The organism is Streptomyces sp. BK340, from assembly GCF_007827595.1.
Taxonomy (GTDB): Bacteria; Actinomycetota; Actinomycetes; order Streptomycetales; family Streptomycetaceae; genus Streptomyces.
The window spans coordinates 159,949-185,625 of the sequence record NZ_VISR01000005.1 but is presented as its reverse complement, the minus strand read 5'-3'; the positions used below and the strand labels follow the sequence as shown (position 1 = coordinate 185,625).

At 70.9% G+C, this 25,677-nt stretch carries 19 protein-coding genes and 2 tRNA genes; 7 read left to right on the top strand and 14 right to left on the bottom strand.

Going from position 1 to position 25,677, the window contains the following annotated elements:
- Positions 1 to 54 precede the first annotated feature (54 nt).
- Positions 55 to 127: transfer RNA gene (locus FB157_RS12690), tRNA-Ala, on the bottom strand.
- 182 nt (positions 128 to 309) lie between these two features.
- On the opposite strand from FB157_RS12690, the gene FB157_RS12685 reads away from it, so the two are divergent.
- Together FB157_RS12685 and FB157_RS12680 are read left to right on the top strand one after the other, a co-directional pair.
- Positions 310 to 858, top strand: a complete 549-nt coding sequence (locus FB157_RS12685; RefSeq protein WP_145878989.1) for a DNA-binding protein — start codon at positions 310 to 312, stop codon at positions 856 to 858.
- A gap of 148 nt (positions 859 to 1,006) precedes the next feature.
- Positions 1,007 to 2,386, top strand: coding sequence for a serine/threonine-protein kinase (locus tag FB157_RS12680; protein ID WP_145878988.1), 1,380 nt, complete (start codon positions 1,007 to 1,009; stop codon positions 2,384 to 2,386).
- Here the strand turns inward: FB157_RS12680 and FB157_RS12675 are convergent.
- Positions 2,350 to 3,612, bottom strand: coding sequence for a hypothetical protein (locus tag FB157_RS12675; RefSeq protein WP_261386289.1), 1,263 nt, complete (start codon positions 3,610 to 3,612; stop codon positions 2,350 to 2,352). The two genes, FB157_RS12680 and FB157_RS12675, sit on opposite strands and share 37 nt — an antisense overlap.
- Before the next feature lie 304 nt (positions 3,613 to 3,916).
- The gene (locus tag FB157_RS47925; protein WP_003999697.1) at positions 3,917 to 4,045 is read right to left on the bottom strand and encodes a DLW-39 family protein; all 129 of its coding nucleotides are present in this window, start codon (positions 4,043 to 4,045) and stop codon (positions 3,917 to 3,919) included.
- Positions 4,046 to 4,393: 348 nt separating this feature from the next.
- Here FB157_RS47925 and FB157_RS12665 point away from each other — a divergent pair, with 348 nt between their 5' ends.
- The 3 genes from FB157_RS12665 (at position 4,394) to FB157_RS12655 (ending at position 6,315) form a co-directional block, all read left to right on the top strand.
- Positions 4,394 to 4,732: a DUF6344 domain-containing protein gene (locus tag FB157_RS12665; protein WP_145878985.1), complete on the top strand. Its 339-nt coding sequence runs from the start codon at positions 4,394 to 4,396 to the stop codon at positions 4,730 to 4,732.
- A 168-nt stretch (positions 4,733 to 4,900) separates the two neighbouring features.
- A complete protein-coding gene (locus tag FB157_RS12660; RefSeq protein ID WP_145878984.1) occupies positions 4,901 to 5,548 on the top strand; it encodes a UTRA domain-containing protein in 648 nt (215 codons plus the stop codon).
- Positions 5,549 to 5,556: 8 nt separating this feature from the next.
- A complete protein-coding gene (locus FB157_RS12655; protein ID WP_145878983.1) occupies positions 5,557 to 6,315 on the top strand; it encodes a glycosyltransferase family 2 protein in 759 nt (252 codons plus the stop codon).
- Positions 6,316 to 6,331: 16 nt separating this feature from the next.
- Here the strand turns inward: FB157_RS12655 and FB157_RS12650 are convergent, their stop codons facing one another.
- Both FB157_RS12650 and FB157_RS48345 read right to left on the bottom strand, forming a co-directional pair.
- On the bottom strand, positions 6,332 to 6,544 hold the full coding sequence (locus FB157_RS12650; protein ID WP_145878982.1) for a ferredoxin: 213 nt from the start codon (positions 6,542 to 6,544) through the stop codon (positions 6,332 to 6,334).
- Between the two features lie 32 nt (positions 6,545 to 6,576).
- The gene (locus FB157_RS48345; RefSeq protein ID WP_261386288.1) at positions 6,577 to 6,951 is read right to left on the bottom strand and encodes a hypothetical protein; all 375 of its coding nucleotides are present in this window, start codon (positions 6,949 to 6,951) and stop codon (positions 6,577 to 6,579) included.
- 306 nt (positions 6,952 to 7,257) lie between these two features.
- On the opposite strand from FB157_RS48345, the gene FB157_RS12640 reads away from it, so the two are divergent.
- A complete protein-coding gene (locus tag FB157_RS12640; RefSeq protein ID WP_145878981.1) occupies positions 7,258 to 7,728 on the top strand; it encodes a hypothetical protein in 471 nt (156 codons plus the stop codon).
- Positions 7,729 to 8,331: 603 nt separating this feature from the next.
- Complete coding sequence (locus FB157_RS12630) at positions 8,332 to 12,456, top strand: WD40 repeat domain-containing protein (protein WP_145878980.1); 4,125 nt, start codon at positions 8,332 to 8,334, stop codon at positions 12,454 to 12,456.
- Between the two features lie 204 nt (positions 12,457 to 12,660).
- On the opposite strand, the gene FB157_RS12625 is transcribed toward FB157_RS12630, so the two are convergent.
- The 9 genes from FB157_RS12625 to dnaA form a co-directional block, all read right to left on the bottom strand.
- A tRNA-Ile gene (locus tag FB157_RS12625) sits at positions 12,661 to 12,734 on the bottom strand.
- A 112-nt stretch (positions 12,735 to 12,846) separates the two neighbouring features.
- Positions 12,847 to 13,575 (bottom strand): DUF3566 domain-containing protein, encoded by a 729-nt coding sequence (locus tag FB157_RS12620; RefSeq protein WP_145878979.1) that lies wholly within the window; start codon positions 13,573 to 13,575, stop codon positions 12,847 to 12,849.
- Positions 13,576 to 13,594: 19 nt separating this feature from the next.
- Positions 13,595 to 16,189: a DNA gyrase subunit A gene (gene gyrA, locus FB157_RS12615; RefSeq protein ID WP_145878978.1), complete on the bottom strand. Its 2,595-nt coding sequence runs from the start codon at positions 16,187 to 16,189 to the stop codon at positions 13,595 to 13,597.
- A 42-nt stretch (positions 16,190 to 16,231) separates the two neighbouring features.
- Positions 16,232 to 18,301, bottom strand: coding sequence for a DNA topoisomerase (ATP-hydrolyzing) subunit B (gene gyrB, locus FB157_RS12610; protein WP_145878977.1), 2,070 nt, complete (start codon positions 18,299 to 18,301; stop codon positions 16,232 to 16,234).
- 362 nt (positions 18,302 to 18,663) lie between these two features.
- Positions 18,664 to 19,209, bottom strand: coding sequence for a DUF721 domain-containing protein (locus FB157_RS12605; protein ID WP_145878975.1), 546 nt, complete (start codon positions 19,207 to 19,209; stop codon positions 18,664 to 18,666).
- Positions 19,206 to 20,327 carry a DNA replication/repair protein RecF gene (gene recF, locus FB157_RS12600; RefSeq protein ID WP_145878973.1) on the bottom strand — a complete coding sequence of 374 codons (1,122 nt, stop codon included), beginning with the start codon at positions 20,325 to 20,327 and terminating at the stop codon, positions 19,206 to 19,208. The genes FB157_RS12605 and recF overlap by 4 nt, the downstream gene beginning before the upstream one ends.
- Before the next feature lie 52 nt (positions 20,328 to 20,379).
- A complete protein-coding gene (gene gnd / locus FB157_RS12595; RefSeq protein WP_145878971.1) occupies positions 20,380 to 21,255 on the bottom strand; it encodes a phosphogluconate dehydrogenase (NAD(+)-dependent, decarboxylating) in 876 nt (291 codons plus the stop codon).
- Positions 21,256 to 21,409: 154 nt separating this feature from the next.
- The gene (gene dnaN, locus FB157_RS12590; RefSeq protein ID WP_145878970.1) at positions 21,410 to 22,540 is read right to left on the bottom strand and encodes a DNA polymerase III subunit beta; all 1,131 of its coding nucleotides are present in this window, start codon (positions 22,538 to 22,540) and stop codon (positions 21,410 to 21,412) included.
- Positions 22,541 to 23,528: 988 nt separating this feature from the next.
- Positions 23,529 to 25,496, bottom strand: coding sequence for a chromosomal replication initiator protein DnaA (gene dnaA / locus FB157_RS12580; protein ID WP_145878968.1), 1,968 nt, complete (start codon positions 25,494 to 25,496; stop codon positions 23,529 to 23,531).
- Positions 25,497 to 25,677: the final 181 nt, after the last annotated feature.

The window sequence follows — 25,677 nt, the reverse complement described above, 5'->3', positions numbered from 1 at the left end:
CACAAAAAAGACCCCTCCGACCGCGTTTCCGCAGTTCAGAGGGGTCATACAGTGTGGAGCCTAGGGGAGTCGAACCCCTGACATCCGCCATGCAAAGACGGCGCTCTACCAACTGAGCTAAGGCCCCGGAAAGGGAAGCGTCAGCCGGATCTTGCGTTCCGGCGGGCGCCGCAGACCAGAGTACCGGGTCACCCCCCGTATCCCGCAAAAAGATTGGGGGTCCCCGCGGATGACCACTCTCCGTAAGATGCTCGTCGTGGTTCGCTACAGCGAACCGCGGTTTTTATGGGGAAGCGATGGGGAGACGCAATGGACGCCGCACAGCAGGAAGCGACCGCGAGAGCGCGGGAGCTGCAGCGGAACTGGTACGGGGAGCCGTTGGGGGCGCTCTTCCGTAAGCTCATCGACGATCTCGGGCTCAACCAGGCCCGTCTCGCGGCGGTTCTGGGCCTGTCGGCCCCGATGCTGTCGCAGTTGATGAGCGGCCAGCGCGCCAAGATCGGCAATCCCGCGGTGGTCCAGCGGGTGCAGCTGCTGCAGGAGCTGGCGGCACAGGTCGCGGACGGCAGCGTCAGCGCGGCCGAGGCGACCGACCGCATGGACGAGATCAAGAAGTCCCAGGGGGGATCCGTGCTCAACAACACCACTCAGACCACGAGCGGTTCGGGTGCACCGACGGTCAAGCGCGTGGTGCGCGAGATCCAGTCGCTGCTGCGCTCGGTGGCCGCCGCCGGCGACATCATCGAGGCCGCCGACACCCTCGCCCCGAGCCACCCCGAACTGGCAGAGTTCCTCCGGGTCTACGGCGCAGGCCGCACCTCGGACGCGGTCGCGCACTACCAGTCCCACCAGAACTGACCTCGGGGCCCGGTTCCTCGGAGGGGGTCCGGGGCCGGGCCCAGGAGCGTCGGAGGGGGGACACGGGGGACAGAGGGGGTAGAGGGGGTAGAGGGGGTAGAGGGGGTAGAGGGGTACGCGAGGCTAGGGGGAGGAGCGGCGGACTGTCATGGGTGAGGTCTTCGCCGGCCGGTACGAGCTGGCCGACCCGATCGGGCGCGGCGGTGCGGGTGCCGTGTGGCGCGCCTGGGACCACCGGCGCCGGCGCTACGTGGCCGCCAAGGTGCTCCAGCAGCGCGACGCCCACTCGCTGCTGCGCTTCGTACGGGAACAGGCGTTGCGCATCGACCATCCCCATGTCCTCGCCCCGGCCAGCTGGGCCGCCGACGACGACAAGGTCCTGTTCACCATGGACCTGGTCGGGGGCGGCTCGCTGGTCCACCTGGTCGGCGACTACGGACCACTGCCGCCGGCGTACGTGTGCGTCCTGCTCGACCAGCTCCTGTCGGGGCTCGCCGCGGTGCACGCGGAAGGGGTCGTCCACCGGGACATCAAGCCCGCCAACCTGCTGCTCGAAGTGACCGGCACCGGCCGGCCGCGGCTCAGGCTGTCCGACTTCGGCATCGCCATGCGGTTCGGTGAACCACGGCTGACGGAGACCAACCTCGTGGTGGGCACGCCCGGTTACCTGGCGCCCGAGCAGATGCTGGGAGCGGAACCGGACTTCCCCGCCGACCTGTTCGCCGTGGGCCTGGTCGCGCTGTATCTGCTCGAAGGCGCCAAGCCCGACGCCAAGGCGCTGGTGCAGTACTTCATGGAACACGGAACTCCCGGCCCGCCGAAGGGAGTTCCCGAGCCGCTCTGGCAGGTCGTCGCCACCCTGCTCCAGCCCGATCCGACGGCCCGTTTCCGCACCGCCACGGGAGCGCGCAAGGCGCTCGCCTCCGCCGCGGAACTCCTGCCGGAGCCCGGCCCCGACGACGAGTTGATCGAGATCTTCGACCAACTCGGTCCGCTTCCCTCCGGATTCAGCCCCGACGGCCCGCTCAAGCGCGCGTCCGGAGTCCGGGTACGCGAAGCCCGGCCGGGCACGGACACCGACAGCACCGAGAGACCGGCGGCCGACCCCCGCCGGAGCGGCGGCGACTCGCAGCACTCCGCGCTTCCCCCGATGTCGGACACCGGCAGCTTCCACCTCCCGCCCCCGCAGCAGACCCCGAGCCCCCAGCCGTACGCCCAGCAGGCGCACCCCGGCGCCCGGTACGGCATGCCCCCCGCCCCGGCGACCCCTCCGCCCCCGGTCCCGGAAGCGCAGCCGCGCGTCTTCCCGGAGGCGCAGCCGCGCGTCGACACCTCCACCGCTTCGTACACCGCTCAGGACCCGCGGGTTCCGCCTCTCGCACGGCCGGCGGGGAGACCCCGTGCGCACGGCCGGCGGGCCCGCCGCGCCGCCCGCCGCCCCGGTCCCCCGGCCAAGGCCGCGATCCCGATCCTGCTTCTCGCGCTGGTCTGCTACGCCGTGGGCTTCTGGGCGCTGACCCGCGTCTGAGCCCGCCGGGCCGCCACGGTCCACACCCCCAGCACCAGCAGCAGCACGGTCCCGGTGCCGATCCCCCCGACGGCCAGCGCCCGCATCGCGGTGTCACCACCGCCGGTGCTCCCGGTCGGCGCCGCGACCCGGTCCTGTTCCGTGATCGTGAAGACGTCGTCCGGCACGGGACGCCCGGCGTACCGGGGCCCGCTCTGCGCCTGTCCGTCGAGCCGTACCCGCAGCGTCACGCCGAACGGCCCCTGCCCGAACGTGCCGGCCATCTGCTCGCTGAGGTGTACGACCAGGTAGTAGTCACCGGCGAAGCGCATCGCGTTCTCCCCGCTGAGCACGGCGTACCGGTTGGCGTACTCGACCGGCGGCAGCGGTGCGAGGGCGACGGGCTTCCGGGTGCCGGTGTAGCCGAGGGAGGCGTCGTCGACGAGTCCGCGGACGGGGTTGTAGAGCGAGAGGGTCAGGGCTCCGCCGACATAGCCGTGGCCGTTCGGGGAGCCGTCCAGTTCGGCGACGGCGTGCACCCGGCGGCCCCAGTCGACCGGCACCTTGTAGAAGAGGGTCCGCCCCGGGGTGACGCGGCTCCGCCAGACTCCCCCACCCAGCGGGCGGGCGGTGGTGAAGCCGGTGCCGCCGGTCCGGTCGCGGGGGTCGCCGGTGAGGGGCTCGGGGGAGGCGGAGTCCCAGGCACGCGGCGCGGTGGTGGGCCCGGCCTTCGCCAGGCGGGGTTCCGTGACCGGCTTGATCTCCAGATCCCATGGCTGCGCCTGGCCCGCCGTACCGGAGTCGACGCGTTCGACGAGCACGTAGTACGTCCCCGCGTCCGGGCACAGTGTCCGGCCGGGCTCGCGCTCGGCCAGGGCCGTGACCGGACGGGGGCTCAGCGCGGCGCCGAAGCGGGCGGAGGCGTTGGAGCAGGAGCCGCCCGCGGCGTCCTGGACCGAGACACGGATGCCGTCGGTGGCCGTGACCGTGGCGTGAGCGGGGGGTACGGCGGTGACGGGGACGTACGCCGTGGTGGTCGCGGCGGCGAGGTCGAGGCGGTAGAAGCGCCTGCCGTTCCTGGGCAGGGAGCTGCGGTAGGTCCGGCCGGGCTCCAGCCGCGGGGCGTCGGCGGGACTCGCCGCGCCGGTGACCGGCAGGGCATCCGGAGCGAAGGCGTACGCCCCCGGCCCGCCTGCCGCCGCGATCCCGCCCGGCAGCGCGGCCACGGCGCACAGGACGGCGGTCACGACAGCCGCTCGGGCGCCCCGAGGCCACCACTTCGTACGCCCTCGCCCCCGCACGTGCCACCCCTCTGCCGCCGCGTACCCGACCGTGGCCCATCCTGCCCCGGGTGCCCCTGCGCCATCCGTGGAATCCGTACGGCCGTCCGAAACGAACGCCCCGTCCGTCCCCGCGTCCGCGCGTCCTGCCGGAGCGGCTACACCACCTGTCGAGGACGCGCAACACGAGTCGTACCGGGGGACCCGCCCGGACAACACAAAACCCCGACCGCGCAGGCGGCCGGGGTCTGATCAGATTCTGGATCGGTACTCACGAACCCGTGGGCACGGAGTCAGTCGCCTCCGTCCACAGATCCTGCTCGGCGCGATCCGCCTGGATCTGGCGGTACACGAGGAGCCCGCCGATGGCGGCCAGTGCGACCAGGAGCAGCTTCTTCACCGCGCGACCTCGTCTTTCCTTGACGTAGGGGACCTCTGGCGCCCGACTATACACACCGACCGATATCGATCGGTGACCTGCGTCGGCCCCCAACTCCCGCCCCCGGAAGCGCAATAGACCAGGTCGGCGCCGCTCCGATCGGAGGGTGATCACACCCCCACGGAACGTGACTTTGCTCCCCCTTCGCACTCCCTCACCTGGTTTTGGCGGTTTTCCGACCTTCTTACGGCCATCCGAGTGGTGTTCATCGGAACATCGACGCGCCACGGGCGGAGGTCCACCACTTCGCGAACCTCATACACATCATGAGGAAAGTACGCAAATCGCCCAACCCGAAAGTGAGGGGCCATGACCCAGAACAAGGTCATGAAGCTGTGGACCGCCATCGTCACCGCCTTCTTCGCACTGTGCTCGGCGCTCGGACTCGCCACCGCCACCGCCACCACGGCGACGGCCGCACCCCGGACCGAGAGCCCGCAGAACACCGTCGCGGAGCGGACGGCCCCGACGATCCCGGCGATGCACCACTGGGCCTGGTCCCATGGCAAGTCACTGCCCCCCACGATGAAGCAGCGGATCCGGGCCGAGGCCCACGGCAAGTCCCCCAGCTGCCGGCACCGGCCCCTCGACGAGACGGAAGCGCAGACGGACCCGGCGGACCAGTCCACGGCCCCCCTCGACTGCTGAGCCGCACGGCAGCACGCAGGACCGCAGACGTTTCGACATGACGGCGACTTGCGTACCCACCAGTCGACACGGACAGACCCCCGGCCGGGACGGCCGGGGGTCTTGCGCGTTCCACGGGCCACGACCGCCAGGTCGTCGGGTCCTCCTGAGAAGTCGTAGCCTGGACGCGTGGCCAGGGCCTACGAGGAGATCGCGGACGACAGGCCGCACGGGCGCGACACGCGTGCACGGCGTCCTCGCACCCGGGTGGTGCGCGACAGCGGCCGTCACCAGTGGGAGAAGGACCGGGCCCGGCAGCCCCGGACCACCCGGGCCGCGACCGGGGCCACGGAGCACGACACCGGTCTGGTGGCGGCGGACCTCGTCTTCCTCGCGCGGTACCGCACGATCGAGGCACCCGCACCGCTGGCCGAGGCCTTCGGCGTGCCGGAGGGGACGCCCCTCCTCGAACGCGGCTACCGCACGCGGTGCGCGGCGGAGACGGCCCCCTTCGGCCTCGTCACCTCTTATCTCCTGCACGCCGTGGCGGCGGCCGACCCCGACCTCCTGGACGTGTCCAAGGAGCCCTGGCCCGGCGGCACCCACCACCAGCTCGCCACCGTGGGCGTGGAGATCGACCGTGTCGAGGAACGCTGCACCGCGCGTCCGCCGACCCCGCAGGAGACCCGGGAGCTGGAGCTGCCGGACGGCACGGCGGTGATCCTGGTCCGGAAGACCTCGTACGACATCAACGACCGGGTCGTGGAGGTCTGCGACGTCGTGCTGCCCGGCGACCGTACGGAACTGCTCTTCACCACTCGTCTGGAAAGGTGGTGAATGCCGCCGTGTCCCGGCGCATCACCGTGGTCACCGCTGTCCACGCCCCGTCCGCCCGTTTCCTGCCGGAGGCCTACAAGTCCCTGTGCGAGCAGTGGCTTCCGGACGGCTGGGAGTGGGACTGGGTGATCCAGGAGGACGGCACGACGGACGCGGTCCGCCCGTACGTCCCGGACGACGAGCGGGTGAGCTTCCGTCAGGGCCGGCCGGGCGGGCCCGGCATCGCCCGCACGATCGCGCTGGCCCACGCCGGCGGGGAGTACGTGAAGGTCCTGGACGCCGACGACCAGCTCCCGCCCGGCACCCTCGCCCGCGACCTGGCCGCGCTGGAGGCGGACCGCACGATCGGCTGGACGACCTCCCGGGTCCTGGACCTGCTGCCCGACGGCTCCACGGCCGGCTTCCCCGGCGATCCGGACGAAGGCCCCCTCGAGCGCGGGACGGTCCTCCGCTTCTGGAAGGACAACGGGTTCCTGGCCCAGGTGCATCCGGCGACGCTCTTCGTCCGCCGGGACCTGCTGACGGCGCTGGGCGGCTGGATGGCCCTGCCCGCCTCCGAGGACACCGGCCTGCTGCTGGCACTGAACGCGGTCAGCCGCGGCTGGTTCTCCGCCGAGGTGGGGCTGCTCTACCGCAAGTGGGAGGGGCAGGCGACCGGGCAGGCCTCGCATGCCGACCCAGCCGAGCGGGAGGCGCGCATGGCCGTGGCGGAGGCCAGAGCGCGGTCGCTGGCGGACTTCGGGTGGACCTACCCGGCCGGTGGCTGACCGGAACCCCTCCGTCTCAGCCGACCGGGGCTCCTCCGTCCCGTCCGGTGAGCACGATGGCCTGCGAGGGGCACTTCTCGGCGGCCTCGCGCACCTGTGGATCGTCCCCGGACTCCTCCCTGCCGGGCCGGACCACGCCGTACTCGTCCTCGAACGCGAACACGGACGGGGCCCGGTGCGCGCACTCGGCGGAGCCGTAGCACACGGTGCGGTCGACGGAGACCTTCATACGTCCTCCAGCCTCGGGTGACTTCCAGGACGTCACTGCCCCGCGGGCCGCCCAGTGAACCGGTGGACGCCGCCCTGGCCGCGCTGCGGCCCGCCCGCTGCGGCGAGCCAGTGGGCGACCCGGCGGACCGTCGGTTCGTCGAGCCGGTCGACCAGCGCCCGCACCGCCTCGGCGTCCTCGGCGGAGAGGTCGTACAGACCCGCCTTGCTCAGGCCCGCCATCAGCACCTGGTGGCGGCGGTCCGACATGCGCTCGGCGAGCTTGGCCGGCTCCCCGGGGCGTGCCGGGGACGCCTCGGGTGCGGACGGCCTGGCCGCCGGGGTGTCGAACCGGTGCCAGGCGCCGTTCTGCGGACCCCACACCGCGACCGTCATGTCGTCCCCGCGCGCGCCTACGGTCTGGGCCATGTCTCCCACGGCGTACAGCACAGGGGTTCGGTCGGGGGACTCCGCGCCCACCCGCCAGGAGGCCTGGGAAGGCTGGTAGAACATCGCGACCCAGCGCGGGGTACCGGGAGGTTGCGGGCAGTCAGGACGATTCACCAAGGCACTCACCCCTTCGAGAACGGCAGGCGGGCCGACCTTAACTGACGGGCCGTCAGGTTTCCAGGGCGATCCCCGGCACGCTTCTGGCCTCTTCACGGCCGGCATGGCACCCTGCCCGCGCCCCGTCCCCGACAGCCACGAAGCCGTCTCGGCAGAGGGAGACCGAAGATGAGCGGACTCGAAGAGGCAGTGACCGCGGCGCCGGCCGCGCTGAGAAGGATCCACGCCGACCGCGCCCGCAGCGCGTACGACCGGGCCGTCGCCGTCTGCCGCCACGCCGGCGTCACCCAGGAGGCCGCCCAGCTCGTGCCGACGAGCCCCGTCGGCAGGGCCGCGGCCGCGCTGCGGCTGTCGGCCGGGTCGCTCGACGCGCTGGCCGCGAGCGCGCCCGATCCCGCGGCGGACGCCCGCTGCGCCCGGAACGCCGCGGCGGCTGCAGCCCTGGCGGCCCAGGTGGCCGCCGCGCACGACACCGCCGGCGCCGCCCCGGCCCTGCGCGCCGCCCTGACCGCCTCCCGGGCGGCGGCTGCCGCCGCGGGCGGTACGGCACCCGGCCGCGACCCGGCACTGAACGCCGCGGCCGACGAGGCCGAACACCAGGCCGTCGGCGCCGCCCGCGCGGCGGGGTGGATCGCCTAGGCCCTGTCGTCAAATTCCCGTCTGCCCCACGACGCCTGGCACGCACTCTCGCCGCACCGGGCGAAAGCCCAAGTACGTCCAGTACGAGGACTTCCGCCCGGCACACCGAGAGCACGCACCAGACGCCGCGAGGCCGCCCTTCGGGCGACGACGGGAATTTGACGACAGGACCTAGGAGGTACCCGGTCGAGGCCTGGCAGGTGCCGGTCGAGGAGGTGCCGGTACCCGGCCCGTCCGGCACCGGCCTCTCCCCACGTGGAGGCCGGTGCCGGACGGAGCGGGTGTCGTCGATCCGTGCCGCGTCGGCGTGTCGGCGCGGATCGAAGTGCGTGTCCGTGAGGTCGCTGGGTGGCGTCGGTGTCGCCGGCGCTCCCGGCGAAGTTGACCGAGAACGTTCGGCGCCCCGGGTGTCTTTCCGAGCGCTGGGCAGGTGGCCTGTCCGGACGGTGTGCGATGAGGCGGATACCGCGTCGTGATCCTGCCATTTGTCGTCCACGACGAGGAGGTTCCGGTCTCCGGACCACGGTGTAACCGCAGGTCAGCCGTATAGGGTGAGTTTTCCGGTCCGGACGTCCAGACACGGGGGGAGTAAGGGGTGGGACCTTGGGTTCCGACTCAGGGGCACGCGTGGCCTTCGCCGAGCGTCTCGCTCTGCTCTACAAGGAGGCGGGCAACCCTCCCCTCAAGAGCGTGTCCGAGGCGGTCGTACGGCTGCAGCGGGTGGACGAGCGCGGGCGCCCCGTGCGGGTGTCCGCCCAGCGCATCAGTGACTGGCGGCGGGCCAAGAACGTACCGGCGCAGTTCGCCGCCCTCGCGGCCGTCCTGCAGATCCTGATCCCGGAGGCCCGGCGCTCCCGGCCCGTTCCCGTCTCCGGCGGCCTGTACGACCTCGCGCAGTGGCAGCGCCTGTGGGAGCGCGCGCTGGCCGACCCGGCGGGCGAGCGCCCCTCGGCGCCCCCGCAGGAGGACCGGCAGGCACCGGCCGAGACCCCGCCCGTCGCCGGCGGTGTGTGCCCCTACCGGGGACTGGCCCCCTACCGCCAGGAGGACGCCCGCTGGTTCTTCGGGCGGGAGCGGAGCACCGAGGCCCTCGTGGCCCTGCTGCGTGCGACGGAGCGGCCGGGCGGCCTGATCATGCTCGTCGGCGCCTCCGGCGCGGGGAAGTCGTCGCTGCTGAACGCCGGCCTGGTGCCGGCGGTGGAGAGCGGCGCGCTCGGGGACGGCGGCCGGCCGAACGCCGTGCTCCAGCTCGTGCCGGGCGCCGATCCGCTCGGCGAACTGACCCGCCGCATACCGGAACTCGCCTCCCTCGCCGCGAAGGCGCGGCAGGCCGAGGAGGACGCCGCACGGAACCCGGCGGCACCGGGATCCGACACCCCGGACTTCGCCGAGGCGGTACGCGAGGCCGTCACGGTGTGGGCACACCGGGGGACACCCCCGGACGCGGCGGGCACCTCGGGCACCTCGTCCGGGGCCGCCCCCACGGCCACCTCCGCGGACACATCCCCCGCGCCCCCTTCGGACGTGGGCCCGGCCACCCGCCCGGTGATCATCGTCGACCAGTTCGAAGAGACCTTCACCCTCTGCCCCGACGAGCCCGGCCGCCGCACCTTCCTCCAGTTCCTGCACGCGGCCTGCACCCCGCCTGCGGACTCGCCCGGTCCCGCGCCCGCCGTCGTGGTCCTCGGTATCCGCGCCGACTTCTACGAGCAGTGCCTCGTGCATCCGGAGCTGGCCGACGCGCTGCAGCACCGGCACATGGTGCTCGGACCGCTGACCACGGCCGAGCTGCGCGAGGCGGTGACCGGGCCCGCCAAGGCGGTGGGACTCGAGCTGGAGCCGGGGCTGGCCGAGCTGATCGTGCGGGAGGTGAGCGCCGACGGCCCGCGCGGCGCCCACGACGCCGGAGTGCTCCCGCTCCTCTCGCACGCCCTGCTCGCCACCTGGCAGCGCCGCAAGTCGGGGCGGCTGACCCTGGCCGGATACCGTGCGGCCGGCGGCATCCAGGGCGCGGTCGCGGCGACCGCCGAGCGCGCCTGGTCCGGCCTCGATCCGGCCGCCCGCACGGCCGCCCGGCTGCTCCTGCTGCGGCTCGTCCGGCTGGGTGAGGACACCCAGGCCACCCGCAGGCGCGGCACACGGCGCCAGCTGGCGCAGGAGTCGGCGGACCCCGGCAAGACCGAGGAGTCGCTCGAAGCCCTGGTCCGCGCCCGGCTGGTGACGCTCGACGCGGAGACCGTGGAGATCACCCACGAGGCGCTGCTGCACGCCTGGCCCCGGCTGCGCCACTGGATCGACGAGGACCGCAGCGATCATCTGGTGCGCCAGCGGCTGGAGGAGGACGGCCGCGCCTGGGAGGCCTCGAACCGGGACAGCTCGCTGCTCTACCGCGGCTCCCGCCTGGAGCAGGCCCGCGGCTGGGCGAAGTCCGCCGGTGACACCTATCTGACCCGCAGCGCGGTGCAGTTCCTGGCCGCCTCGGTCCGGCTGCGCAGGCGGACGGTCCTGATCAGCCGCGGGGCCGTGGCGGCACTGGTCGTCCTCGCCGTGCTGGCCGCCGGTTCGGCGGTGGTGGCGTGGCAGCAGCGGGACGACGCCGTGTTCGAACAGGTGCTCGCGGAGGCGGACCGGGTCCAGCACACGGACCCCTCGCTGGCCTCCCAGCTCGACCTGGTGGCCCACCGGCTGCGGCCGGGCGACGAGGGGACGTACAGCCGTCTGATCTCGATCGTGAACGCGCCCCTGGCCACGCCCCTGCTCGGCCACACCGGCGCCGTCTACCTCACTTCCTTCAGCCCCGACGGCAAGACGCTGGCCACGGCCAGCTACGACCGGACCGTCCGGCTGTGGAACGTGGCCGACCGCGGCCGCCCCAAGCCGCTCGGCAAACCCCTCACCGGACACACCAGCTGGGTGAGCAGCGCGGTCTTCAGCCCGGACGGACACACCCTGGCCAGCGCCGGCGACGACGGCACCATCCGGCTGTGGGACGTGCGCGACCCGGCCCACCCGGTGCCGCTGGGCCGGCCTCTGACCGGCCACACGGGCACGATCTACCTGGTCGCCTTCAGCCCCGACGGACACACGCTGGCCTCGGCGAGCGAGGACCGCACCGTCCGCCTGTGGAACGTGGCGGACCCGAGCCGGCCCAAGCCGCTGCGCACACTGGCCGGCCACACGGCGGCGGTGCGCTGCGTCGCGTTCAGCCCCGACGGGCGCACGCTCGCGGCGGGCAGCGACGACAACACGGTCCGGCTGTGGAACACCGCCGATCCGGGTCACCCCAAGGCCCTGCCCACAGTGCTGAGCGGACACACGGACATCGTGCACTCGGTGGCCTTCAGCCCCGACGGGCGCACGCTCGCCAGCGGCAGCGCGGACGACACCATCCGGCTGTGGAACGTGTCCGACCCCGCGCACGCGGCAGCGATCGGCTCACCGCTCACCGGGCACACCGGCCCCATCTGGTCGGTGGCCTTCAGCCCCGACGGCGGCCGGCTCGCCGCGGCCAGCGCGGACAGCACGGCGAGCCTGTGGAACGTCAGCGATCCGGCGTCCCCCTCGCAGGTCGGCGCTCCGCTCGCGGGCAGCAGCGGCGAGATGTTCGCGCTGGGGTTCAGCCCCGACGGCCGCACCCTCGCCACCGGCAGCGGTGACAGCAAGGTCCGCCTGTGGTCGGTACCGACACGGGACATGACCGGCCGCAGCGGGGCCTTCCGCCCGGACGGCAAGGTGCTGGCCACGGCTGCGCGCGACGGCAGGGTCCGGCTGTGGAACGTGGCGGCGCCCGACCGGCCCGTGGCGCTGGGCAAGCCGTTCATGGGCACGGACGGCGGGCACCGTTCGATGATGTTCTCCCCCGACGGCCGCACCCTCGCCGTGCTGAACGGGACGGGAACGCTGTACCTGTGGAACGTCACCGATCCGGCCCGTCCGGTCCTGGCCGGGCGGCCCATCGCCCTGCGCACCCGCTTCGCGGGCTTCCACACGGTGGCGTTCAGCCCGGACGGCCGCACCCTGGCCACCGCCTACGAGGACCGCACCATCCAGCTGTGGAACGTCACCGACCCCTCCCGTACCGTCCCGCTCGGCAAGCCGCTCACCGGCCACCGGGGTTACGTCAACGCCCTCGCGTTCAGCCAGGACGGGCACACCCTCGCCAGCGGCAGCGCGGACCTCACCATCCGGCTGTGGAACGTGACCGACCCCGGCCACGTCACCCGGATCGGGCATCCGATCACCGGGCACACCGGCCCCGTCAACGCTCTCGCCTACAGCCCCGACGGCCGCACCCTCGTCAGCGGCAGCGACGACGACACCGTACGGCTCTGGAACGTCACCGACCCCCGGGCGGCGACCGCGCTCGGCGCCCCCCTCACCGGCCACACCGAGGCGGTCACCTCGCTGACGTTCACCGCGGACGGCCGGACCCTGGCGAGCGGCGGCGACGACAACACGGTCCGGATCTGGAACGTCGCCCGCCCTTCGTCGGCCACGCCCATCGGCCAGTCGATGAGCCCCTATGCCAAGACGGGCAACTGGCTGTCCTTCAGCCCCGACAGCCACGTCCTCGGGGTGTCCAGCGGCGCCGACACGATCCGCCTGTGGCGCCTGGACGCCGACGCGGCGATCCAGCACATCTGCGCGGTGACCAGGAACGTTCTGACCCCGCAGCGGTGGCACGAGTACCTCCCGCGGCTGTCGTACGACCCTCCGTGCGCCGACTGACCGATCAAGATCAGCCAACTACCCCAACCAACAGGCCCGTTATCTCCCGCAAGCGGCTCAACCTTGTTACCCTTGGCCATAGCCCGATCGCTGGTGCATCCCCCGTCGCCAGCGGTCGGGCCTTTTTTCGTACCGTGAAACCCGTAGAGGGACCCGGACATGCAGAAGACCCCCGGTCCAAGTGGACCGGGGGTCTTCTTTCTGTGGGGCTAACAGGATTTGAACCTGTGGCCTCATCCTTATCAGGGATGCGCTCTAACCAACTGAGCTATAGCCCCGCCGCGCTCTGCGGTGTGTGTCCCGCGCGCTGACTCCTGAAGATTAGCGCACGAGGGCGGCAGTCCCAAAATCGGTTGTCCGGGGACTGTCAGGAGAGCCCGGCAGGTGGAGTCACTCGTCCTCGGCCAGCGTCAGCTCGATACCGCCCACGAAGCCCGCGGAGAGGTTGTAGATGAACGCGCCGAGGGTGGCCAGCGCCGTCGCGAGGACCACGTCGATCACCGCGATGATCGTCGTGAACGTCAGGACGTGCGGCAGCGAGAGGAAGGCCTGGAGGTCGAAGCCGTTCGCCTCGTTGGAACCGGTGGCCTCCGAGATCGTGCCGCCGACCGTGGAGAACACGCCCATCGCGTCCATGACCATCCACAGCACCGCCGAGGCGACGATCGTGCAGATGCCCAGCGCGATGGAGAGCAGGAAGCTGACCTTCATCACCGACCACGGATCGGCCTTCGCCACCCGCAGACGGGCCTTGCGGGTGCGCGGCGCGGTCTTCGCGCCGGTGCGCGGCCGGCGCACGGCCCCGGTGGGAGTCTGCGCCGGATAGGCCTGCGGCGGGTGGTAGGGCTGCTCCGCGGACTCGGGGCGCCGCTCACCGGGCAGCGGGGACGCCTGCTGCCGCTCGGCCGGGCCGGGCTGGGTCTGCGGACCGCGGGTGTCCGTCACAGTTCCCCCCTGGGATGCATGCGTGTCGGTCGAGGGCGAGTCGGTCGTGCCTGCCTCGATCTTGCGCAGTTGGGTCGTGTGCGGGTCCGCCGCACGCGCGGCGGAGCCACGGCCGCCGTCCGTCTCCGTACCCACAGGGGTACCGGCCGATCCCGCGCCCGTGGCTCCGCTCACGATGACTCACTCCTCGTGCCTACTCGGCCGAGGGCGCCTCACCCTCGTCCGTGCCGGTGGTCGCGGCACCCTCGGCGGTCTCGTCGACGGCATCCTCGCCGTCGACCTCCTCCGCCTCGCGCCCCGCCTCGGCGTTACGTGCGATACCGACCACGGCATCGCGCTTGCCCAGGTTGATCAGTTGGACGCCCATGGTGTCACGGCCCGTCTCCCTGACCTCGTTGACTCGCGTACGAATCACACCGCCGGACAGGGTGATCGCGAGGATCTCGTCGTTCTCCTCGACAACCAGCGCGCCGACGAGAGAACCGCGGTCCTCCACGATCTTGGCGGCCTTGATGCCGAGGCCGCCGCGACCCTGGACGCGGTACTCGTCGACAGCGGTCCGCTTCGCGTACCCGCCGTCCGTGGCAGTGAACACGAACGTACCGGGTCGAACAACATTCATCGACAGAAGTTCATCGCTCTCACGGAAACTCATCCCCTTGACGCCGGAGGTGGCGCGGCCCATCGGGCGCAGGGTGTCGTCCGAGGCGGTGAACCTGATCGACTGTGCCTTCTTGCTGATCAGAAGCAGATCGTCATCGGCCGAGACCAGCTCGGCACCGATCAGCTCGTCGTCCGAGCCGTCCTCGCGCTCGCGCAGGTTGATCGCGATCACACCGCCGGAGCGGGGCGAATCGTAATCCTTCAGAGGCGTCTTCTTGACCAGGCCGGACTTGGTGGCCAGGACCAGGTACGGCGCCGCCTCGTAGTCGCGGATCGCGAGGATCTCGGCGATCGCCTCGTCCGGCTGGAAGGCGAGCAGGTTCGCCACGTGCTGGCCGCGCGCGTCCCGGCCGGCCTCGGGCAGCTCGTACGCCTTCGCCCGGTACACCCGGCCCTTGTTGGTGAAGAACAGCAGCCAGTGGTGCGTGGTGGACACGAAGAAGTGGTCGACGATGTCGTCTTCCTTCAGCTTCGTGCCGCGCACGCCCTTGCCGCCGCGCTTCTGCGCCCGGTAGTCGTCCGTCTTCGTCCGCTTGACGTAACCGCCGCGCGAGACGGTGACGACGATGTCCTCCTCGGCGATCAGGTCCTCGATGGACATGTCGCCCTCGTACGGGATCAGCTTGGTCTGACGGTCGTCGCCGTACTTCTCGACGATCGCTGTCAGCTCCTCGCTGACGATCCCGCGCTGGCGGACCGGGGAGGCCAGGATCTCGTTGTACTCGCTGATCTTCGCCTGGAGCTCGTCGTGCTCCTGGACGATCTTCTGGCGCTCCAGAGCGGCCAGCCGGCGCAGCTGCATCTCGAGGATGGCGTTCGCCTGGATCTCGTCGATCTCCAGGAGGCCCATCAGGCCGGTGCGCGCGACGTCGACGGTCTCACTGCGCCGGATCAGCGCGATGACCTCGTCGATGGCGTCCAGGGCCTTCAGCAGACCACGCAGGATGTGCGCGCGCTCCTCGGCCTTGCGCAGCCTGAAGCGCGTCCGGCGGACGACGACCTCGATCTGGTGCGTCACCCAGTGGCGGATGAACGCGTCCAGGGACAGCGTGCGCGGCACGCCGTCGACCAGCGCCAGCATGTTGGCGCCGAAGTTCGTCTGCAGGTCGGTGTGCTTGTACAGGTTGTTCAGGACGACCTTGGCGACCGCGTCCCGCTTCAGGACGATCACCAGGCGCTGGCCCGTACGGGACGACGTCTCGTCGCGGACGTCCGCGATGCCGCCGATCTTGCCGTCCTTCACCAGGTCGGCGATCTTCTGCGCGAGGTTGTCGGGGTTGACCTGGTACGGCAGCTCCGTCACCACCAGGCACTGGCGGTTCTGGATCTCCTCTACCTCGACCACCGCGCGCATGGTGATGGAGCCACGGCCGGTGCGGTAGGCCTCCTCGATGCCCTTGCGGCCGACGACCAGGGCGCCGGTCGGGAAGTCGGGGCCCTTGATGCGCTCGATCAGCGCGTCCAGGAGCTCCTCGTGCGAGGCCTCCGGGTTCTCCAGGCACCACTGGGCGCCGGCCGCGACCTCGCGCAGGTTGTGCGACGGGATGTTGGTCGCCATACCGACCGCGATACCGGCGGAGCCGTTGATCAGCAGGTTCGGGAAGCGGGAGGGCAGGACGGTCGGCTCCTGGGAGCGGCCGTCGTAGTTGTCCGTGAAGTCGACGGTCTCCTCGTCGATGTCGCGGACCATCTCCATCGACAGCGGCGCCATCTTGCACTCGGTGTAGCGCATGGCGGCCGCCGGGTCGTTGCCCGGAGAGCCGAAGTTGCCGTTGGAGTCCACCAGCGGCATCCGCATCGACCACGGCTGGGCGAGGCGCACCAGGGCGTCGTAGATCGAGGAGTCGCCGTGCGGGTGGTAGTTGCCCATGACGTCGCCGACCACGCGCGCGCACTTGTAGAAGCCGCGCTCGGGGCGGTAGCCGCCGTCGTACATCGCGTACAGCACACGGCGGTGGACGGGCTTGAGACCGTCCCGGACGTCGGGCAGCGCGCGGGACACGATGACGGACATCGCGTAGTCCAGGTACGAGCGCTGCATCTCCGTCTCGAGCCCGACGGGCTCGATGCGCACGGTGCTGTCGCCGCCCTCTTCAGGGGTGACTGGAGTGTTCTCGTCGGCCATTGCTGGTGAAGATCCTTTCTGGTGCGGTCAGCTGAGACCGACTCAGATGTCGAGGAAGCGGACGTCCTTGGCGTTGCGCTGGATGAACGCGCGGCGGGCCTCGACGTCCTCGCCCATCAGGACCGAGAACAGGTCGTCGGCCTGGGCGGCGTCGTCGAGGGTGACCTGACCGAGGACACGGTGCTCGATGTCCATGGTGGTCACGCGCAGCTCCTCGGCGTTCATCTCGCCGAGACCCTTGAAGCGCTGGATGGAGTCCTCACGGACCCGCTTGCCGCGCTGACGGCCCATCTCCAGCAGGGCGTCGCGCTCGCGGTCCGAGTACGCGTACTCGACGTCCTCCCGGCCCCACTTGATCTTGTACAGCGGCGGACGGGACAGGAACACGTGCCCGGCCTCGACCAGCGGCCGCATGAAGCGGAACAGGAAGGTCAGCAGCAGGGTGTTGATGTGCTGGCCGTCGACGTCGGCGTCCGCCATCAGGATGATCTTGTGATAGCGGAGCTTCTCGATGTCGAAGTCCTCGTGCACACCCGTGCCGAAGGCGGAGATCAGCGCCTGGATCTCCTGGTTCTGCAGGATCTTGTCGATCCTGGCCTTCTCCACGTTGAGGATCTTGCCGCGGATCGGGAGGATCGCCTGGTACTGCGGGTTGCGGCCGGACTTGGCCGAACCGCCGGCGGAGTCACCCTCGACGATGAAGATCTCGCACTTGGTGGGGTCGTTGGACTGGCAGTCCGACAGCTTGCCCGGCAGGGACGCGCTCTCCAGCAGGCCCTTGCGGCGGGTCAGGTCGCGGGCCTTGCGGGCCGCCACGCGCGCGGTGGCCGCCTGGATGCCCTTGCGGATGATGTCCGCGGCCTCGACCGGGTTGCGGTCCAGCCAGTCGTTGAGGTGCTCGTAGACCGCCTTCTGCACGAAGGTCTTGGCCTCCGTGTTGCCCAGCTTGGTCTTCGTCTGGCCCTCGAACTGCGGCTCGCTGAGCTTGACCGAGATGATCGCGGTCAGACCCTCACGGATGTCGTCACCGGTGAGGTTGTCGTCCTTCTCGCGCAGCAGCTTCTTGTCGCGCGCGTACTTGTTGATCAGGCTCGTGAGGGCCGCGCGGAAGCCCTCCTCGTGCGTACCGCCCTCGTGGGTGTGGATGATGTTCGCGAAGGAGTACACGCCCTCGCTGTAGCCGCTGTTCCACTGCATGGCGACCTCGAGGGACAGGCTCTTGTCCCTGTCCTCGGCCTCCAGGTCGATCACGGTGGGGTGGACCGCGTCTCCCTTGCGGGAGTTGAGGTACTTCACGAAGTCGACGATGCCGCCCTCGTAGTGGTACGTGACGGTCTTGACCTCGGCCTTCTCGTCCGCGCCCGCCTCGTCCGCACCACTGGTCGCCTTCGCCGACTCGCGCTCGTCGGTGAGCCGGATGGTCAGGCCCTTGTTGAGGAAGGCCATCTCCTGGAAACGCCGGGACAGCGTCTCGAAGGAGTACTCGGTGGTCTCGAAGATGTCGGGGTCGGCCCAGAAGGTGACCGAGGTACCGGTCTCCTCCGTCGCCTCGTGCTTGTCGAGCGGGGCCGTCGGGACGCCGAGCTTGTAGTCCTGCGTCCAGCGGTGGCCGTCCGTCCTGATCTCGACGGCGACCTTCGTGGACAGCGCGTTCACGACGGACACACCCACACCGTGCAGACCGCCGGAGACGGCGTAACCGCCGCCGCCGAACTTGCCGCCCGCGTGCAGGACCGTCAGCACGACCTCGACGGCCGGCTTGCCCTCGGAGGCCACGATGCCCACGGGGATGCCACGGCCGTTGTCGACGACGCGCACGCCACCGTCGGCGAGGATCGTCACGTCGATGGTGTCCGCGTACCCGGCCAGCGCCTCGTCGACCGAGTTGTCGACGACCTCGTACACCAGGTGGTGCAGACCGCGCTCGCCCGTGGAGCCGATGTACATACCGGGCCGCTTGCGGACCGCGTCCAGCCCTTCGAGCACGGTGATGGCGCTGGCGTCGTACGACGCGGAGGCGGTGGCCTCGGAAGTCACGCCTGCGTCGGTGGACGGGATGTTCTCGTTGGGGTTGCCGGAATCGGCCACGAAGCGCCCTTTCTGGCACAGCACGAGCCGGGCTCGTCGGCGGGTTGCCGGAGCGGCTGCGGCATGTTGCGTTGGTAAGCCTTGATCAGTTGCTCAGCTTTTCCCGGGCGGTCCCCACGATTGGGGCGGGATTGGCTTCCAGTCTACCGGTAGCGCCGACAGTGATGGGGGTTTGCCGGTACCTGAGTCCTCATGTGCCGCCCTGAACCGGTCTCGGCCGGGTACCGATATACGGATGGGGGCTCCAAGGGGCTCACAGCGCCACTCAGCGCTTCGGGCCGTCAACCCTTGGCTACTGGGGGGTCAGCTCGCGATCCACACCTGTGCACAGCGCTGCGCCAAGGGGTACGACGGCACCACGCGCCGACCTCACGACGTGAGGTACGTCACCCGTAGGTGTCGCCCGGGCCCGTGCTCCCAGGAGCCCGCAGCGGGCCGTAGCGCCGGGCGGGACCGCCGGGACCGTTGACCTTGAGCAGCCGGACCGTGCCGTGTCCGAGGTCCTCGTTGAGCCGGGCGACCAGGGTCGGGGCGAGCAGCCGCAGCTGGGTCGCCCACGCCGTCGAGTCGCACTGCACGGACAGCACCCGCTCGTCCTCGTCGTACCGCTGCGGCACACAGTGCTTCGCCAGGTCCTCGCCGACGATCTGCGGCCAGCGGCCCATGACCCCGCCCACCGCGGCCGGCGTCTCCCAGCCGCGCTCGTTCAGCAGCCGGTTGATCGCGGCGCCGAGCGCCATCGGGTCGCGTCCGTCCGCGCGCGCGCCCGAACGCAGACCGCCGCCGCGCCGCGCCTGCTTCTTCTGCCGCGCCGCGTCGCCACGCGCGCGCGCCTGCTCCTTCGCGGCGCGCAACGCCACGCGCGCGAGGTCGACACCGGAGGGCTCCGGAGACTTCCCGGGGTTCTTCGGGGTGGGTTCGTCGGTGCTCATACGCGCTCCACCGTCCCGTCGGCCACCGCGTAGCGGGCGCCGACCAGTACATGCGGTACGTCGTCGTCCACAGCGGCGGTGACCAGCACCTGCTCGCCGGGCGCGACCAGCTCGGCCAGCCGCTCACGGCGGCGGGCGTCCAGCTCGGCGAACACGTCGTCGAGGATCAGCACGGGCTCGTTGCCCTCCGCGCGCAGCAGGTCGTACGAGGCCAGGCGCAGGGCGAGGGCGTAGGACCACGACTCGCCGTGGGAGGCGTAGCCCTTGGCGGGCAGCTGACCGAGTTTGAGAACCAGATCGTCCCGGTGCGGGCCCACCAGGGTGACGCCCCGCTCGATCTCCTGCTTGCGCGCCTCCGTGAGCGCGGCCATCAGCTGGGCGTACAGGTCCTCGCGGGTGTGCGCCTCGCCGGGCGCGGACGGCTTGTACTCCAGCGCGACCGGACCGCCGCCCGGGGCCAGCTGCTCGTACGCCTTGTCGGCCAGCGGCTGCAGCGCGGCGACCAGGTCCAGACGCTGGGCGAGCAGCTCGGCGCCCGCGCGCGCGAGGTGCTGGTCCCACACGTCGAGCGTGGACAGGTCCATGGAGCGGCCGCCGTGCCGGCGCGCGAGCGCCGCGGTCTTGAGGAGCGTGTTGCGCTGCTTGAGCACCCGCTCGTAGTCCGAACGCACGCCCGCCATGCGCGGCGAACGCGCGGTGATCAGCTCGTCCAGGAACCGCCGCCGCTCACCGGGATCCCCCTTGACCAGCGCGAGATCCTCCGGAGCGAACAGCACGGTCCGTACGATCCCCAGCACGTCCCTCGGTCTGACCTGCGAGGACCGGTTGATGCGGGCGCGGTTGGACCGGCCGGGGTTCAGCTCCAGCTCGACCAGCTGCTGCCGCTCGCCCTGTCTGACCTGCGCCCGGATGACGGCCCGCTCGGCGCCCATGCGGACCAGGGGGGCGTCGGAGGCGACGCGGTGGCTGCCGAGGGTGGCGAGATAGCCGACCGCCTCGACCAGATTGGTCTTGCCCTGCCCGTTGGGGCCGACGAAGGCGGTGACGCCCGGGTCGAGCGGGACCTCGACCCGGGCGTACGAGCGGAAGTCGGCCAGCGAAAGATGCGTGAGGTGCATGGTCGTTCGCCGACCTCCCCCAGGGTTGTGGATCGCGGAGCGACCCTGTGGATTACTTCTTCTCTACGGTGTGGCCGCCGAACTGGTTGCGCAGCGCGGCGATCATCTTCATCTGCGGCGAGTCCTCCTGGCGGGAGGCGAACCGGGCGAACAGCGACGCGGTGATCGCGGGCAGCGGCACCGCGTTGTCGATGGCGGCTTCCACAGTCCAGCGTCCCTCACCGGAGTCCTGTGCATAACCGCGCAGCTGGTCGAGGTGCTCGTCCTCGTCCAGCGCGTTCACCGTGAGGTCGAGCAGCCAGGAACGGATGACCGTGCCCTCCTGCCAGGAGCGGAAGACCTCGCGGACGTTCTCCACGGAGTCGACCTTCTCCAGCAGCTCCCAGCCCTCGGCGTAGGCCTGCATCATCGCGTACTCGATGCCGTTGTGGACCATCTTCGCGAAGTGGCCCGCGCCGACCTTGCCGGCATGCACCGAGCCGAAGTCGCCCTCCGGCTTGAGCGCGTCGAAGACGGGCTGCACCTTGGCGACGTTCTCGGCGTCGCCGCCGTACATCAGCGCGTACCCGTTCTCCAGGCCCCAGACGCCGCCGGAGACACCGCAGTCGACGAAGCCTATGCCCTTGGCCGCCAGCTCCTCGGCGTGCTTCTCGTCGTCCGTCCAGCGGGAATTGCCGCCGTCCACGACCACGTCGCCGGGCTCCAGCAGCTCGCCGAGCCGGTCGATCGTGGACTGCGTGGCCTCGCCTGCCGGGACCATCACCCAGACGACACGCGGACCGCTGAGCTTGCCCACAAGCTCTTCGAGGCTGTGGACATCCGCGAGGTCGGCGTTGCGGTCGTATCCGAGGACGGTGTGGCCCGCGCGGCGGATCCGCTCGCGCATGTTGCCGCCCATCTTGCCGAGGCCGACGAGACCGAGCTCCATCAGTTGTGTTCCTTAGGTTGCTGTGTGGCGTGTGGGGCACCTGCGTACCCGGGTCCGAGCCTAGTCCCGGACCCTCACGCACAGCTGTGGGCATACGCGCTCATACGTATGCCCTCACCTGGGGCTTTGTCCTGTGGATACCGGCGGCCGCGGCTCAGCCGCTGAGCCGCACCGGCATGATCAGGTACTTGTAGGCCTCGTCCGCCTCGGCGTCCAGGGCCGGCTTGCCGCTGAGCAGCGCGGGCTTGGTGGACGTCGTGAACGACAGCTGGGCCACCGGGGAGTCGATGGCGCTCAGACCGTCGAGCAGGAACGTCGGGTTGAAGGCGATCGAGATGTCGTCGCCGTCCAGCTGCGCGTCAACCCTTTCCACAGCCTGTGCGTCGTCGCTGGAGCCGGCCTCCAGAATCAGCACGCCCTGCTCGAAGCTCAGCCGCACCGGGGTGTTCCGCTCGGCGACCAGGGCCACACGCTTGACGGCCTCCACGAAGGGGGCGGTCTCGATCACGGCGACGGAGTTGAACTCGGTCGGGAACAGCGTGCGGTACTTCGGCAGGTCGCCCTCGAGCAGACGCGTGGTCGTACGTCGGCCCGCGCCCTCGAAACCGATCAGGCCCTCGCCCGCGCCCGAGCCGGACAGCGCCAGGGTGACGCTGTCGCCCGCACCGAGCGACTTGGCGGTGTCCAGCAGCGTCTTGGCCGGGACCAGGGCGACCGAGGAGGTGTCGGGGTTCTCCGGCTTCCACAGGAACTCGCGGACCGCGAAGCGGTAGCGGTCGGTGGAGGCCAGGGTGACCGTGTCGCCCTCGATCTCGATGCGCACACCGGTGAGGACGGGCAGCGTGTCGTCGCGGCCGGCGGCGATGGCCACCTGGGACACGGCGGCGGCGAAGACCTCGCCGGGGACGGTGCCCGTGGCGGTCGGCATCTGCGGCAGCGCCGGGTACTCCTCCACAGGCAGGGTGTGGAGTGTGAATCGCGAGGAGCCGCAGACCACGGTCGCCCGTACACCGTCTGTGGAAATCTCCACCGGGCGGTTGGGGAGAGCGCGGGAGATGTCGGCGAGCAGCCGGCCGGAGACGAGGACCGTGCCCTCCTCCTCGACCTCGGCCTCGACGCTCACCCGAGCGGAGACCTCGTAGTCGAAGCTCGACAGGCTCAGCTGGCCGTCCTCGGCCTTCAGCAGGAGGCCGGCGAGGACAGGCGCCGGCGGACGGGCCGGGAGGCTGCGTGCTGCCCACGCCACTGCCTCCGCGAGTACGTCGCGTTCCACCCGGATCTTCACCGTAAGCCGCCTCCTGCTGTTGCTACTGAGTCCTCCGACTCGGTGTCACCGCCCACTGCGAAGGGCGGGACACCGGGGACCAGTCTGACGCACCGCACTGACAGTAGGTGCCTGTCGGGGTCAAGTCGCTCCGAGGGGCAGCCGGGCTCGAGAGCGCGAGTTGTGCACAGGTCCCGCTTCGAAACGGATTCCGAGCTCTCTCTAGTCGGGAGTAGTAGTAGGGGCTGTGGATACCGTGGATAACCACGTTTGCCCAGCTCAGAGCACGAATTTTGTCCACTGACCCTGTGGGTGGAGGCGGTGGACAACCAGGGGTCTCTGTGGAGAACAGAAAGTTCTGCACACACCGCCCACAGCTCGAGGGCAGTTCTCCCCAGCTGTGTCCCCAGGTTTACCCACGTTTCCCACACCCCAATCCGGCAGCTTCGTGTGACGGCTTTCACTCGGCGCGGTGAGAGGGTGCGCCGCGTTGCCGAACAGTGGACAGCCATGTGGAGAAGCCGGGATTCGCTGGGGACAACCGGCCTCAGCCTGTGGGCTTCCCGTGGAAAACTTCGTCCACAGTCTGTGGATCTCCGTTTCGTCCACAGCCTGTGGAGATCGTTCGTCCACGATTCCACAGGCAGCTGAGCTGGGCGGACGCCGCTTCCCCAAGCTCCCTGTGGACGCAGTTCGGGACAACTCCACAGTCCCCAGGATGTGGACGGAAGAAACTCACCGAATCTGTGGAGAGCGGCCGTAACCAGGCACTTAATCGAACACTCGGTGGCCGGTGAGGAACACCCGCGGCGCCGCGACGAGCCGTCGGCAGGGCGCGATGAGGGGTGCCGGAGGCCGCCCGGGACGCTGACGCCGGGCGGCTGAGGACGCGGAGGACGGCCGGCTGCGGACGCGGGGAGCGACCGCCAGGGTCGTCGCACCCGGACGCGAAGAGGCGCCCCCGGGATGTCCTCCCGAGGGCGCCCTCAGCGTCGGTCTGTGGCTGCCGTCAGCCGTTCTTGATGCGGTTGGTCAGCTCGGTCACCTGGTTGTAGATCGAGCGCCGCTCGGCCATCAGCGCGCGGATCTTCCGGTCCGCGTGCATGACGGTCGTGTGGTCACGGCCGCCGAAGTGCGCGCCGATCTTCGGCAGGGACAGGTCCGTGAGCTCACGGCACAGGTACATGGCGATCTGGCGGGCCGTGACCAGCTGGCGGCCGCGCGAGGTACCGCACAGGTCGTCGACCGTGAGGCCGAAGTAGTCCGCGGTGGACGCCATGATGGCCGACGCGGTGATCTCGGGGGTCGAGTCCTCGCCCCCGGGGATCAGGTCCTTGAGGACGATCTCGGTGAGGCCCAGGTCCACCGGCTGCCGGTTGAGCGAGGCGAACGCCGTCACCCGGATCAGCGCGCCCTCCAGCTCACGGATGTTCCGCGAGATCCGGGAGGCGATGAACTCCAGTACCTCCGGCGGGGCGTTGAGCTGCTCCTGCACCGCCTTCTTGCGCAGGATCGCGATGCGCGTCTCCAGCTCGGGCGGCTGGACGTCGGTGATCAGACCCCACTCGAAACGGTTCCGCAGCCGGTCCTCCAGCGTCACCAGCTGCTTGGGCGGCCGGTCGCTGGAGAGCACGATCTGCTTGTTCGCGTTGTGGAGGGTGTTGAAGGTGTGGAAGAACTCCTCCTGCGTCGACTCCTTGTCCGCGAGGAACTGGATGTCGTCGACGAGCAGGATGTCCATCTCGCGGTAGCGCTTGCGGAAGCTGTCGCCCTTGCCGTCGCGGATGGAGTTGATGAACTCGTTGGTGAACTCCTCGGAGCTCACGTACCGCACCCGCGTGCCCGGGTAGAGGCTGCGGGCGTAGTGCCCGATCGCGTGCAGCAGGTGCGTCTTGCCGAGCCCCGACTCCCCGTAGATGAAGAGGGGGTTGTAGGCCTTCGCGGGTGCCTCGGCGACGGCCACCGCGGCCGCGTGCGCGAACCGGTTGGAGGCGCCGATGACGAACGTGTCGAACAGGTACTTCGGGTTCAGCCGCGCGGTCGGCTCACCGGGACCGCTCGCCGGCGAGGGCTTCGCGGCCAGCGGACCGGGCGCACCGCTCCCGCCGGCCGGCGGCAGGTCCGGGCGGCCGGGACCGCCGCGGTGCACCGGGCCGGCTCCGGCCGACTGGTCGGGCCGTTCACGGCGGACGGGGTCGCGCTGGTCGTACTCCGCGCGCGCAGAGTCGTAGTCCGGGCGGGAGTCGTAGTTCGGGCGCTCGTAGTCCGGACGGTCGTACTCCGGGCGCGGGGCGTCGTAGTCGCCGCGCTGCTGGTCGTACGACGGGCGCTCCATGCCCTTCGGGCGGTAGTCCTGGGGCGGCGAGTCGTAGGTGTCCTGCCCCGAGGAGCCGTAGGAGTCCTGCGACGGCGAGGCGTACGGGTCGCGCTCGGGGAAGCCGAGGCGCGGCTGCTGCCAGCCGTACTCGTCCTGTCCGGGCCGCGGCCAGGCGCCGGGCTCGGGCCGCTGGTACTCGGACGGATACGCGGGCCGGGCGGTCGGCAGCTGGTCCCCGCGGGGGCCCGGCTCGCTGCCCGGGAGCGGTTCGGCGGCACGGTGCCGGCCGTAGCCCTCGTACGGTCCGGAGGGCAGCTCCGGCTCCTCGTAGCGCTGCTGCCGCTGCGGCTGGGCGGGCGGTGCCTGCGGGGCCGGCGGCTCGCCGGCCGAGTCGTCCACGGTGATCGCGATGCGGATGGGCCGGCCGCACTCGCGGCTCAGGGTCTCGCTGACGATCGGCGCGAGACGGCCCTCCAGTACGTTCTTCGCGAATTCGTTCGGTACGGCGAGCAGGGCGGTGTCCGCGACCAGCGCGAGCGGCTGGCAGCGCCGGATCCAGTGCTCGTCCTTCGCCTCGACGCCCTGTCCACGGCCTTCGCCGAGGAGCTGCTCGAGTACTCGTGGCCACACTGCGGCAAGATCGGCAGGTACGTCAGCCACAGGGCACGCTCTCTCACAGGTCCCACGAACGTGTGGTTGTGGGACGGGTCGGGATGAAAATCGGGTCGGGCGGGGATAAGGGAACGAATCGGAGTCAAGCCACGGTAGTCAGCGCGGCGGCTACGGTTCAAGTTGTTGTCCCCAGCCTGTGGATAGTGTCTCCCGGCGACCCCCGGTTTGA

Bases quoted from the DNA above. Each gene is read 5' to 3' on its own strand.
- FB157_RS12685 (WP_145878989.1), top strand. From the start codon at position 310: ATGGACGCCGCACAGCAGGAAGCGACCGCGAGAGCGCGGGAGCTGCAG.
- FB157_RS12680 (WP_145878988.1), top strand. From the start codon at position 1,007: ATGGGTGAGGTCTTCGCCGGCCGGTACGAGCTGGCCGACCCGATCGGG.
- FB157_RS12665 (WP_145878985.1), top strand. From the start codon at position 4,394: ATGACCCAGAACAAGGTCATGAAGCTGTGGACCGCCATCGTCACCGCC.
- FB157_RS12650 (WP_145878982.1), bottom strand. From the start codon at position 6,544: ATGAAGGTCTCCGTCGACCGCACCGTGTGCTACGGCTCCGCCGAGTGC.
- FB157_RS48345 (WP_261386288.1), bottom strand. From the start codon at position 6,951: ATGGCCCAGACCGTAGGCGCGCGCGGGGACGACATGACGGTCGCGGTG.
- FB157_RS12640 (WP_145878981.1), top strand. From the start codon at position 7,258: ATGAGCGGACTCGAAGAGGCAGTGACCGCGGCGCCGGCCGCGCTGAGA.
- gyrA (WP_145878978.1), bottom strand. From the start codon at position 16,189: ATGGCCGACGAGAACACTCCAGTCACCCCTGAAGAGGGCGGCGACAGC.
- FB157_RS12605 (WP_145878975.1), bottom strand. From the start codon at position 19,209: ATGAGCACCGACGAACCCACCCCGAAGAACCCCGGGAAGTCTCCGGAG.
- recF (WP_145878973.1), bottom strand. From the start codon at position 20,327: ATGCACCTCACGCATCTTTCGCTGGCCGACTTCCGCTCGTACGCCCGG.
- gnd (WP_145878971.1), bottom strand. From the start codon at position 21,255: ATGGAGCTCGGTCTCGTCGGCCTCGGCAAGATGGGCGGCAACATGCGC.